The sequence below is a fragment of the Clostridium sp. SGI.024 genome, assembly GCF_050315195.1.
GTDB lineage: Bacteria > Bacillota > Clostridia > Clostridiales > Clostridiaceae > Clostridium.
Map to the genome: position 1 here is coordinate 17276 of NZ_JBNPON010000048.1, position 12228 is coordinate 29503.

Consider the following 12228-nt stretch of genomic DNA (forward strand, 5'->3'; position numbering starts at 1 on the left):
TATTTCAAATATTATATTATTCTATAATAATGTCGAAAAAGATACTATAACTCTATTATAGTATCTTTCTTTTTATTATTAATATCCAATTTTAGTAAAAACCTCACTTATTTATGATATGGTTCATTTTTCATTATTCTGAAGCCTCTGTATATTTGTTCTAGAAGCATTACTCTAAATAATTGATGGGGGAAGGTCATCTTTGAAAAGCACAGCTTATAATTAGCTCTTTTAATTACCTTTTGCGAAAGTCCTAAACTCCCACCTATTATAAAAGCTATATTAGAATTCCCCATAACTCCACAGTTTTCTATGTATGATGCAAATTGTTCTGATGTTAGGTTTTCACCCTTTAAATCCATAGCAACAACATGCATATTATCCTTTATTTTTGAAAGAATTAAATCTCCTTCTTTATCTTTTATTTGTAGCTCTTCTTTTTCCGATGCATTATCTGGTGTTTTTTCATCTGGCAATTCTATTATATCTAACTTGCAATATCTAGATAATCTTTTGGAATACTCATTTATTGCCTGTTTTAAATATTTTTCTTTTAACTTTCCAACTGAAATTATAGTTATATTCATATCCCACATTCTCCTCTTAAGTATCATTTTTTTATTTAACTTCTTGATGAATTAGTATAATCCTCTACGTCTATTACTGTAGTTCCTTCTTCTATTTCTGGGAGTTTTTTTAAGTATATTCTTAATACATCTGCATTAAATACTGCTTGAATTCTCTTAGGATCAACCTTTGGCACATAAAAACTTTTTTCGATATAATCCTTATCTTGAAGCATTGCTATAGTTATTGAATTAACCTTTAAGGCATCTCTTTTTACCTTTATACTTATATGCTCATTATCGTAATCTACATCTATATCTTTCTTATCTACGCCTTCTATTTTTCCTTCTATAAGATATCTATCTCCATAGTCTCTAAACTCTAATTTTAATTCCTCTTCCTCTTCTTCTTCTTCTAGAAGAGAATTTACTACATCACTATTCATAACAGTATCTACTATACCATTTATTAATTCTTCATTATTAATTAATGTTGTAAAAACCTCATTAAATATATTGTTGAATGTTCCAGCAAAACTCCCACTAAATACATTAATTATATCATTACCATTAGTAAAAGTTCCATATTTATAATTTCCATTATCAGCGCTTCCACTGTACATATTCCCATTATAATTATTTTCGTTAAATATATCATTCCTTATATTATTACCTTGGTTATTTCCCATTAAATTATTAAAGAGTAAAGGAAACATTTCAAACATTATAATCTCCTTATTTATTAATTCCTATATAATATACTTATTTATTAATGTAATTTTTGACACAATAAAAATCTTTATTTATTATTAATTATTTTCCTGGAAATATATATTACATCATCATTAGGAAATTATCTATAAAATTAATTATTAAGTTATCAAGAAAAATTGGAAGGACTATAAAACCTATGGAGGGCAATTAAATACTGAAGATGAGAATATTAAAAAACAAGGTGTAAAAATTAGTAGCTTCTTCGATTTATACGAAAATAGCTTTGAATAAACAATAATGAGGTTGGCTTCACTAAAGAGAAGTCAACCTCACATAATAACTACTTATTCTATATTTTTAAGTTTTGCCAAGCAAAACAGCAATAACTCTTACTTATTACTTCTTAACTATTACCTATGAAATATTCACCCTTATCTAAATTATTAGTATCCTATATTATCATTAATAAAAATAACATGTATTCTATCCTTATTTCCTTGGCTTGATATAACTGTAAATTCTCTACATATCTTGTCGCTTCCTTTACAATCAACACAATAGCCTACTTTAGTACAAGGTGTCATCTTATTTAGTCTCTTTGCATTAGCAGGAGCAGATATTTCTCTATTTCTTATAACTGCTTCATCTATGTTTTTAACTATCTTATTAACACCTACTACGAGAATTACTTTTTCTGGTCCAAATAGCATTGCTGCAACTCTATTTCCATTACCATCTACATTATATAGCTTTCCATCTTCAGTTACTGCATTACTACTTACAAAATAAGCATCTGCAAAAAAACTTTGCTTAAATATATTATTAATTTCTTCTTTGCTTAACCCTTCTTTGTATCTGTCTAAAAATTTGTATCTTTGGCTTCTTAAGTGCTCTATAACTCCAGTTTCAAATAATGACATTGAGCCACCACAGGAAACAGTTGAACCTTCATTTACTAATTCCTTTATTTTTTCTATTAATTCTTCATTGTTGTTTACTAAATACCCATTCATATTGTTTTTCTTAAGAGCTTCTATAGTTCTTAGTATTTTTTGTTCATTTACCCATTTTACGTTATTGTCCATTATATATCACTCCCAAATATTTACTTCATCTTTATTATAATAAATATATATTTAAAAAAAATAAAGAGACCTAAAAATTATAGATCTCCTTATAAATAAATTATTTTCCACAACACTTTTTATACTTCTTTCCACTTCCACATGGACAAGGGTCGTTTCTTCCTATTTTATTTTCATTTCTTACAGTTACAGAATCTCTGTATTGCTTTTGAATTTCTCTTCTCTTTTCTGGTGAGAAAATACCTTCCCATTGTGGTAGGTTATATAAATATTCAGCCTTTGCATCTAGCATATTAAAGTATAATTTTTCTAAATCAACTTCAAGTACTATTTCTTCTTCAGCTGTTAAAGCTTCTAAGTCTAATTGATTCTTTAAGCTATCATTGATTCCATCTACGAATCCCATAATAAATTCAACTGTTGTATTTTGTTTTTCAGCTAAATCCTTAATTGTAAAAGTTAAATTTTGTGTGTGCTTTGATAGAATTTCCTTGTATATAGACTTTTCTATTTCCATATACTCATTCCAAAAAGCTTGTTCTCCTTTTACCTTAACATATTCAACTACCATATCAGTCCATTGCTTATATAAACTCATACTTTATTCTCCTTTTTATATGTTTTATAAGTTTTTTATTTAAATTGACTAAACTACAATTAAATTACTAGGACTATGCCTGTTAGCCATAGTTAAATCAATATCTTTATCTAGTATAATATTATTTTCTCTTAAAACGCCACTAACAGTTTCTAATGCTAATTCAGGATGATTGTTAGTTCCACTTAAGTGCCCTAAAATTATTCGTTTATTTGACTTATATTTTATTAAGTCTACTAATGCTTTTCCACAGTCCTCATTAGATAAATGTCCAACTTCGCTTAATATTCTTCTTTTTAAAGTATAAGGATATGGTCCAAATTTCAACATATTTACATCATGATTGCTTTCTAATAATATAACTTCTGAATCTTTTATATTATCTCTTATTTCTTCTGTATATATTCCAAAGTCTGTAGTAACACTTGCTCTCTTACCATTACAGTGTACAGTATATCCAACTGGTGCTACTGCATCATGAGGTATATTAAATGAAATTACATCTAGGTCTTTTATAGACATAGTAGACCTTCTATCCATTATCTTTATATTATGCTCTTTTATCTTTCCTATTGAGCCTTCTAATACATTCCAAGTATCTGCATTTGTATAAATAGGAATATCATATTTACGAGATAAAACGCCTATCCCTTTAATATGATCTGAATGTTCATGAGTTACAAAAATTCCGTCCAAATTCTTTGGATCTTCTCCAATATTTTTTAAGGCCTCATCAATTTTCTTTCCTGGTAAACCTGCATCTATTAAAATTCTTGCATTTTCAGAAGCAATAAAGATACTATTCCCACTACTTCCACTATATAATGAACAAAACTTCATTCTTCTTCCCCCATAGATGTTACTCTTCTATGGCTCTAGTAATATCTGCACCTAGGGCTGCGAATTTATTTTCTATATGAGGATATCCTCTATCTATATGTTCAATTTCGTATATTTCAGTAACACCCTCTGCTACTAATCCAGCTATAACCATAGCTGCTCCAGCTCTTAAGTCAGTTGCTATTACTTTAGCCCCAACCAATTTATTTTTACCTTCAATTATTGCAGTTCTTCCTTCAACTTTTATAGTTGCTCCCATTTTCTTAAGCTCATCAATATGCTTATGTCTGCTTTCCCAAATAGTTTCTGCAATTAAGCTTTTTCCTGGCACTATACTTAATAGTGCTGACATAGGTTGTTGTACATCTGTGGGAAATCCAGGATATGGAGCTGTCTTAACACTAACTCCCTTTAAATCTCCTTCTACATATACTCTAACGCTATCATCTCCTTCTTCCACTGTTGCACCCATTTCTATAAGCTTAGCTGCTATAGATTCTAAGTGCTTTGGAATAACATTATTTATAGTTACATCCCCTTTAGTTGCCGCTGCTGCAATCATAAATGTTCCTGCTTCTATTTGATCTGGGATAACACTATAGTTACATCCAGTTAATTTTTCAACGCCTTTTATTCTGATTACATCTGTTCCAGCGCCCTTAATATCTGCACCCATAGAATTTAAAAAGTTTGCTACATCAACAACATGAGGTTCTTTTGCAACATTTTCAAGTATAGTAGTACCTTCTGCTAGTGTTGCTGCAATCATAACATTAATAGTTGCTCCAACTGTAACTACATCAAAAAATATATTTGCTCCACGAAGATTTTCTGCTTCAACTGTAACTGCTCCATGCTCAATAGTTACTTTTGCTCCTAATGCTTCAAATCCTTTAATATGCTGATCTATTGGTCTAACTCCAATAGGGCATCCTCCTGGAAGTTCTACTCTTGCTTTTTTAAATCTTGATAATAAAGCTCCAATAAAATAATATGAAGCTCTCATTCTTCTAACATCGCTAGTACATGCATCAACACTAGTAACATCTGTAGAATCTATCTCTATAGTATTATTATCTATTTTATTTATGCTACATCCAAGGCTTTCTAATATTCTTTCAAGACAATGTACATCTTCTATATCTGGTACGTTATCAATAATGCACTTTCCTTCACTTGCCAATATTGCTGCTGGCAATATTGCAACTGCTGAGTTTTTTGCACCATTTATTTCAACTGAGCCTTTTAAAACTTTTCCTCCATTTATAACTAACTTTTCCATCCGTTTCACCCTTATCATAAATTATATATATTAATGTTTCCTATTATTTCAATAATTATCCATTCTATGTAACTTTCTTAAAAACTTACATTTAACATTATATCATAAAAATAATTTAATTAAATAGCGTTTTTTCTTCCAAAAGGCTTTTTTCCTTACTTTAGAATAAAATGTGCATAAAAATTTTAAATTATATAATCTTTTTTAATTTTTTGTAATATGTTATAATTTATAACATAGTTTGTAGTATTTAAGATACATATAAATTAATATATTATGAGAGGCTGAAGCTATGAAATATTACTTAGTTGCATTATTTGATGATGAATCATATAAAAATTTAAATCCTATACAAAAGAATCTTTCTAAAAAGTTTAGGGCAAACAGAAATTCTCCAGCCCCTTATATACCTTTAGAAGTAATAGAGAATCCAAATATAGATAAATTAGATGTTGTAGTAGATAAAATAGTAAAACCATATAAAAATTTTAAGGTTCAATTAATGAAAGAAGTTACTATTTCAGAAAATAATAAAACCTTAAACATTAAAATCCAAGATGTTGGATATATTAAAAGAATGAATAGATTAATGAATGATACATTAAAGCTACATGGATTTAATGTTGATGAAAATTCTAATGAGTTGCCAATGCATATATCATTAGCTAATCTAAATTTCATTCCAAGAGATATTAAGAAGCATGATGGTGAAATAAGTTTCAAAGCAAAATGTGATACTTTAAAGGTAGATAGAATTGAATTATGGAGATTTTCAAATAATAAAAGAGAAACCTTAGTTAAGAGTTATCCATTAAAAAAGAACTTATATTTATAAGTTAAAAGAAAGTAGTAATTCCTATTTAAAATAATAGTAGAAATTATTACTTTTTTTTATTTATGTACTTTTTATCATATAAAAAAATTTATTTTTTTGTATTCGTTTTCTATGCTTTTCATTTGCAAATTATTTCTGTAAAATAGTATTGGTAAACCAAAAAACCAGGAGGATGTTTATGGAAATTAAGTCTTTTTTTGAGGCTCAAATAGAAAGAAATAAACAACTTATTATTGATAGCAACTTAAGTGAGTATAAGATTTGGGCTAGAAAATATTTAGAGTTACATACAAAAATAAGTCATCTAGCTGATGAAACGAAATGTTATAAGTATTGGGTTGGAGAAGAATTAGAAATAAATAAAGAAGCTTTATTTAAAAAGTATTTAGATTGTTTTTCTACAATTATATCTATTGGTATAGATAAAAAATATAATTCAATCGAAGAAATTGCAATAAAGCCAAATGATTATTGTCTAAGTGATCAATTTTTAAATTTATTTATAGATCTAAATGACTTAATAATATCAAGTTCTGAGGATCACTATTTAACACTAGTTGAAGATTTCGTAAGCTTAGGAATAACTTTAGGATATTCCGAAACTCAAATTAAAGAATCATTTTTAAAGAATTAAAAGAAAACCTTCTATAATATCATAGAAGGTTTTTTAATATTTACTCTATCTCCTGGGAATAATACCTTGGAGGTGATATGATGTTATCAATAATATACGCAATAATTTCTGGAATTTCAATGACACTTCAAGGAGTATTTAATACAAGACTTGAAGAAAAAGTTGGAACTTGGGAAACTAATGTAATAGTCCAAGGAACTGCATTAGTATTGACATTAATAATACTAATACTTTTTGGCAAGGGAGATTTTAAGGCTGTAAAGGACGTAAATAAACTTTATTTATTAGGTGGTATTCTAGGAGTTATTATAATTTTTACTGTTATGAAAAGTATAGGCTCTATGGGTGCAACCTTAGGAATTGGAATAATATTAATAGCTCAATTAGCTTCTGCAGGCATAGTTGATGCCTTTGGTCTCTTTGGAAGTGAAAGAATTTCTTTTGGCCTTAGGGAGTTCATTGGAATTGGTGTTATGATAATTGGAATAATAATATTTAAATGGAGAGGTTAAATCCTCTCTTTTTCTTTTATTATATTAACAAAAATATACCTTTTAATATAATATATACTGTGATCATTTTTAGGAGATTAATATGTTTTCTTTCACTAGAAGATTGGAACCAAATTTAAAGTCATGTATGATATCAACCCCATATAATAACTTAAGAATATTGATAAAATACAAGCGATTTCAAGATAGTATAATAAAAAAAATATCTTCATACAAGGGTGAGCTAATAAATCACATAGAATCTTGTAAGATAATCTCTGCTAGATTAAACTCTAGAGGAATTCAAAGACTATTAGAATATCCTGAAATTGAATATATTTGCTTTGATGAATACTTATTTTTATGTGGTATTAGTGTGAATACTGCAAATAAAGTTAGATTATCTAATAAAAATAGAAATAGAGGTAAGGGAATTGGTATAGCTATAATAGATTCTGGAGTTTATCCTCATACTGATTTGATTACTCCATATAATAGAATATCTTTATTTATAGATTTAATTAATAATTTACATTACCCATATGATGATAATGGTCATGGCACTTGTACTGCAGGTATTATTGCTGGCAATGGTAAAAAATCAAATGGAATGTATAGTGGTATAGCACCTGAAAGCTCAATATATTCTTATAAAGCTTTTGATAAAACTGGTAAGGGATACTTTTCAGATATATTATATTCAATGGAATTAGTTTCTAAGGAAGCTGAAAAAGGAATTATAAAGGTTTTATGCCTTCCCTTTGAGTTATTAGGATATAATACATTTTTACAAAAATTATTTGATTCTTTAGTTGAATTAATTAATAGTAAGAATATTACTTGCGTAATACCTAGTGGAAGCAATAAGAATCTAGATAGTTCTATTACTGGGTTAGCCCTTTGTAATAAATGCATAACAGTTTCAGGATATGATTCATCTAATAATATACAACCTTATGCCTACTCTTCTGTTGGTTCTAAAAGAAAAGATAGTAAACCTAACCTTTGTGCTTCTTGTGTAGATATAGTTTCATTAAATTCAGACATAAATTTTCTTTCTGAAAAAGATGGAAATAAGTTATATCCTAACAAATTAGATTTATCTTATAAGACCTTTACTGGAACATCAATAGCTGCTGCTTATATAGCTGGTGTTTGTGCTTTAATTTATGAAGATGATATAAACTTAACTCCAAAAGATATATCATCAATCTTAAAAGTTGCTTGTGAACCCCTAGATAATCTTCAAAAAAATCATCAAGGTGATGGAAAAATTAATATTAAGCTAATATTAAAATAAGAACTCAATCATTATTTAGATTGAGTTCTTATTTTATATTATGTTCTATATTTATTATTATAATTTTCTTATTGTACTATATAATCTGTAGGATCTACTGCTTTATCATTTACTCTTAGTTCAAAATGTAAGTGTGGACCAGTACTAAATCCAGTATTGCCTACTTCTCCAATTATATCTCCCTTTTTCACTCTATCTCCTACATTTACTTTATATTTACTTAGATGCCCATAGTATGTATTCATATTATCTTCATGCTTAATTATAATTAAATTACCATATCCACCATCATTATATTGAGCATAAGTTATTTCACCATCCATTGCAGCAAAAACATTATCCCCTATATTTCCTGCAATATCTATTCCCTTATGAAATGAGCTCCATCTTTCACCATATCCAGAGGTCATGTATCCCCCCCTAGTTGGATGACTTAAAAAAGCAACTCCATATTCATAAGGATTTTTAGTTCCTCTATATATTTTTTTACTAATTGAGGTTTTAATTATATCCTCTTTAATTATTTTTGAATTTATAATTTTACCTGATTCAACTATATATTCTTTTGTATCTTTTTTAAGTCCATAAACTCCTTCTTCAATTTTAGACTCACCTAAAAATAAAGTTTCTGTTGGAATTATCATAGTAGATGGTTTTATATTATTTACTTCTTCTTTTAAGTATTTTATATTTATTATTATATTATAAGGTTCTTTTTTAGATAGCTCATAAATATTATTTGCTATTTCTTCGTTTGTTTGAATCAAGTCAACATTCATTCTTTCTTCTTTTAATGATATATCTCCTTTAATACGGAATTCTTTAACCATATCTTCTTGTATATTATTTTCATCTATATACTTTTTTAAAATAATGTTTTTTATATTATCTAAATTGTTTTCTAAAACAGTATATCCTATTACTTCTTCACCTAACATCACTTTATAAGCATTTATTTTTCCAGTTAATGCAACTATAAAATTATCTAGAATATTATCTGAAATTTTATTAGATGCTGAATAAATTCTATTATTTAAGTTAATATTTAAATTATCATTAACCTTTGCATTCACTTTTAAATAACTATTGCTAAAAATAATATTAATTATTATCAGTAGTAAAGCAGCTTTAATAAATATCTTACTTAGCCTTACCGATACACCTTTTATATCCATAAGTACTCCCTTCTTTTATTAACAATCACATATAATATTTTTCCCATTTATTTAAATAATATTCCTATTTATATTTTTTACTAATGTTGAGGCTATTTCTTCACTTTGATATAATGAAGTTATGTAAATATTACTTTTAGAAAGGTAAAGGAAAATATGAGCACTTTTATGTTTAAGTCAAAGCCTTTAAAATTTACTCCAGTCAGTAATATTTTTATTGAAAGATATATGCCAAAAGCTAGAGGAGAATTTGTTAAGGTTTATCTTTTAATGCTTAAATACAATTTTACAGGTGAACCTGGAGTTAATTCTACTGTTATGGCTACATCACTAAATCTTTTAGAATCGGATATAGTAAATGCTCTCAACTATTGGAATGATGAAGGTATTATAAAGCTTATACCTATAGATAATATGGGGAATTTTCATATAGAGTTTGTAGATATATCTAATGAAGGAACTACTACCATTGAAAAATTTAACTTAGTGGAAGAACTAACAAATACTAATAATGGTTCAATGTTAAAGGATATAGGAAAATTATTAGGTAGGACCTTATCCCCTAGTGAAGTAGAAACCTATATTAGTTGGAAAAAGGATCTAAATTTCTCTTCTGAGTTAATATTATTATTAATTGAATTTTGTGCCTCTAAAGGAAAAACTAATTTTAGATATATTGAAAAAGTCGCAATAGCTTGGAATGAAATGAAAATTAAGACTATTGATGATGCCCAAAATTATATAAGAAAAACTGAAGATAAATGGGGTACTTATAGAGAAATCCTGAAGTTCTTAGGAATTCGAAATACAGATATTATGAAACCTCAAGAAGATATGTTAGAAAAATGGACTTCAACTTATAATTATTCCTTAGATGTAATAAAGAAAGCTTGTGATATTTGCTTTCAAAGATTAAACAGAGCAGACTTTAAATATATTGATGGTATTTTATCTAGTTGGAATAAAGATAACTTAAGAACACTACAAGATATTGAGAAAAAAGAAGCTAGTTATAAAAATTCATCTTCTAAAAAGGTTTATAACAATACTAAGAATTCTAATAAACCTAAATTAAGATTTGATAACTTTAAAGGTAGAGATTATGATTATGATGATTTAGAAAAGAAATTGTTAGGATGGGATACTGATGATTAAAGGATATGAAAAAGAATTAGCTTTAATTTATGAAAACATTAGAGCTGAAGAAGAAAAAAATTTAATAAAAAGGCGTAAGGTAATTGAAAAACAAAATCCAGAAATACTAGAATTGGATAACTTACTTCAAAAAAAATCACTTGGTCTTTCATTATCTATTCTAAAAGGCATGGATGAAAATACATTAAATAAATTTAAGGATGAGATAACTGATTTAAGAGTTAAAAAAACTGAAGCATTAGTAGAAAAAGGTTATGATGCTGACTATTTAAACCTACATTATAGATGTCCAAAATGTAAAGATGAAGGATATATAGGGATAAAGAGATGTCCTTGTTATAGAAAGAAATTAGTTCAGCTCTATTATAAAAACTCTGATTTAAAAGATACGCTTTCTGTTAATAACTTTAATAATTTCAATTTATCATTATTCTCTAGCCATAAATTAAATGAAGATGATAGATTTTCCCCTAGAAAGAATATGGAAAATATACTTAAATTTCTTAGGGAAGAATATATTCCAAACTTTAATGCTACCACTGATAACCTTCTGTTTTATGGTGATTCAGGAACAGGAAAAACATTTTTAAGTTGTTGTGTTGCAAAAGAACTTTTAGATGATGGCTTTCTAGTAATTTATAGAACAATTGATGAACTTATGCATAATTTAAGAGAAATTAAATTTGAGAATAATTCTGAACTTGAAAATATACTTCTAAACTGCGACTTATTAATTATAGATGATTTAGGTGCAGAACAAATAACAGATTTTACAACAACTGAATTTTTTAATTTACTAAATAAAAAATTACTTAGAAAAAAGAAAATGCTTATATCAACAAATTTAAGTTTATCTGATATAAGAACAACTTATACTGAAAGAATTTCCTCAAGACTTTTAGGAAACTTCAAACTTTATAAGTTCTATACTGAAGATATTCGAATTCAACTTAATTTAAAAAGAAGATAGTAAAAGAGATAAGTATTATATTCCGTGCTCCGTCGCAGGCTCCAAGTCGCAGCAATATAATACTTATCTCTTTCTTATACTAAAGGAAATAATTCCTCTCTTCATTCAGAATTATGAAAGTTATCATATGTATTATTTATGATATTTACTTATTCTTTTCTTGTTAGTCATTTGCTCCGTCGCAAGCTCCAAGTCGCCGCAATATAATCATTCTCTCTTTTTTACACTGAAGGAAATAATTCCTCTCCATGTTCGGAATTATGAAAGTTATCATATGTATTATTTATGACATTTACTTATTCTTTTCTTGTTAGTCATTTGATCCGTCGCAGGCTCCAAGTCGCAGCAATATAATACTTATCTCTTTCTTATACTAAAGGAAATAATTCCTCTCTTGATTCGGTATTATGGAAATTATCGTGTATATTTTTATAGATCACAATTATAAATTACAAAATAAAAAAGCTTTAGAATATTCTAAAGCTTTTTGGAGCTGGCAATAGGAATCGAACCTACAACCTGCTGATTACAAGTCAGCTGCTCTACCGTTGAGCCATGCCAGCATATTTATCTTAAGTTTAAG

At 27.4% G+C, this 12228-nt stretch carries 13 protein-coding genes and 1 tRNA gene; 6 read left to right on the forward strand and 8 right to left on the reverse strand.

Features of this window, described 5'->3' with window-relative positions; translation table 11 throughout:
• Window positions 1-107: 107 nt before the first annotated feature.
• The 6 genes from rlmH to ACQRD5_RS12510 all read right to left on the reverse strand — a co-directional run bounded on the left by rlmH (window position 108) and on the right by ACQRD5_RS12510 (window position 5085).
• Window positions 108-587 carry a 23S rRNA (pseudouridine(1915)-N(3))-methyltransferase RlmH gene (rlmH, locus tag ACQRD5_RS12485; RefSeq protein ID WP_427746905.1) on the reverse strand — a complete coding sequence of 160 codons (480 nt, stop codon included), beginning with the start codon at window positions 585-587 and terminating at the stop codon, window positions 108-110.
• A gap of 35 nt (window positions 588-622) precedes the next feature.
• A complete protein-coding gene (locus ACQRD5_RS12490; RefSeq protein WP_427746907.1) occupies window positions 623-1291 on the reverse strand; it encodes an Hsp20 family protein in 669 nt (222 codons plus the stop codon).
• Window positions 1292-1723: 432 nt separating this feature from the next.
• A complete protein-coding gene (locus ACQRD5_RS12495) occupies window positions 1724-2365 on the reverse strand; it encodes a lactate utilization protein (protein WP_427746909.1) in 642 nt (213 codons plus the stop codon).
• Window positions 2366-2465: 100 nt separating this feature from the next.
• On the reverse strand, window positions 2466-2963 hold the full coding sequence (locus tag ACQRD5_RS12500) for an SEC-C metal-binding domain-containing protein (protein ID WP_291627378.1): 498 nt from the start codon (window positions 2961-2963) through the stop codon (window positions 2466-2468).
• Between the two features lie 48 nt (window positions 2964-3011).
• Window positions 3012-3803, reverse strand: coding sequence for an MBL fold metallo-hydrolase (locus tag ACQRD5_RS12505; RefSeq protein WP_294170890.1), 792 nt, complete (start codon window positions 3801-3803; stop codon window positions 3012-3014).
• Between the two features lie 19 nt (window positions 3804-3822).
• Window positions 3823-5085, reverse strand: coding sequence for a UDP-N-acetylglucosamine 1-carboxyvinyltransferase (locus ACQRD5_RS12510; protein ID WP_291627374.1), 1263 nt, complete (start codon window positions 5083-5085; stop codon window positions 3823-3825).
• A gap of 292 nt (window positions 5086-5377) precedes the next feature.
• Here ACQRD5_RS12510 and ACQRD5_RS12515 point away from each other — a divergent pair, with 292 nt between their 5' ends.
• The 4 genes from ACQRD5_RS12515 to ACQRD5_RS12530 all read left to right on the forward strand — a co-directional run bounded on the left by ACQRD5_RS12515 (window position 5378) and on the right by ACQRD5_RS12530 (window position 8345).
• Complete coding sequence (locus tag ACQRD5_RS12515) at window positions 5378-5920, forward strand: hypothetical protein (protein WP_291627372.1); 543 nt, start codon at window positions 5378-5380, stop codon at window positions 5918-5920.
• A gap of 178 nt (window positions 5921-6098) precedes the next feature.
• Window positions 6099-6554 carry a dUTP diphosphatase gene (locus ACQRD5_RS12520; RefSeq protein ID WP_291627369.1) on the forward strand — a complete coding sequence of 152 codons (456 nt, stop codon included), beginning with the start codon at window positions 6099-6101 and terminating at the stop codon, window positions 6552-6554.
• Between the two features lie 80 nt (window positions 6555-6634).
• The gene (locus ACQRD5_RS12525) at window positions 6635-7066 is read left to right on the forward strand and encodes a DMT family transporter (protein ID WP_291627474.1); all 432 of its coding nucleotides are present in this window, start codon (window positions 6635-6637) and stop codon (window positions 7064-7066) included.
• Between the two features lie 82 nt (window positions 7067-7148).
• Entirely contained in the window at window positions 7149-8345 is a 1197-nt protein-coding gene (locus tag ACQRD5_RS12530; RefSeq protein ID WP_294364052.1) for a S8 family serine peptidase, read from the forward strand.
• Window positions 8346-8413: 68 nt separating this feature from the next.
• On the opposite strand, the gene ACQRD5_RS12535 is transcribed toward ACQRD5_RS12530, so the two are convergent.
• Complete coding sequence (locus ACQRD5_RS12535; RefSeq protein WP_291627365.1) at window positions 8414-9520, reverse strand: peptidoglycan DD-metalloendopeptidase family protein; 1107 nt, start codon at window positions 9518-9520, stop codon at window positions 8414-8416.
• Between the two features lie 156 nt (window positions 9521-9676).
• On the opposite strand from ACQRD5_RS12535, the gene ACQRD5_RS12540 reads away from it, so the two are divergent.
• Together ACQRD5_RS12540 and ACQRD5_RS12545 are read left to right on the forward strand one after the other, a co-directional pair.
• Window positions 9677-10675: a DnaD domain protein gene (locus ACQRD5_RS12540; protein ID WP_291627362.1), complete on the forward strand. Its 999-nt coding sequence runs from the start codon at window positions 9677-9679 to the stop codon at window positions 10673-10675.
• Entirely contained in the window at window positions 10668-11645 is a 978-nt protein-coding gene (locus tag ACQRD5_RS12545) for an ATP-binding protein (protein ID WP_291627361.1), read from the forward strand. The genes ACQRD5_RS12540 and ACQRD5_RS12545 overlap by 8 nt, the downstream gene beginning before the upstream one ends.
• 488 nt (window positions 11646-12133) lie before the next feature.
• Here ACQRD5_RS12545 and ACQRD5_RS12550 read toward each other — a convergent pair.
• Window positions 12134-12208, reverse strand: a tRNA-Thr gene (locus tag ACQRD5_RS12550).
• Window positions 12209-12228 lie beyond the last annotated feature (20 nt).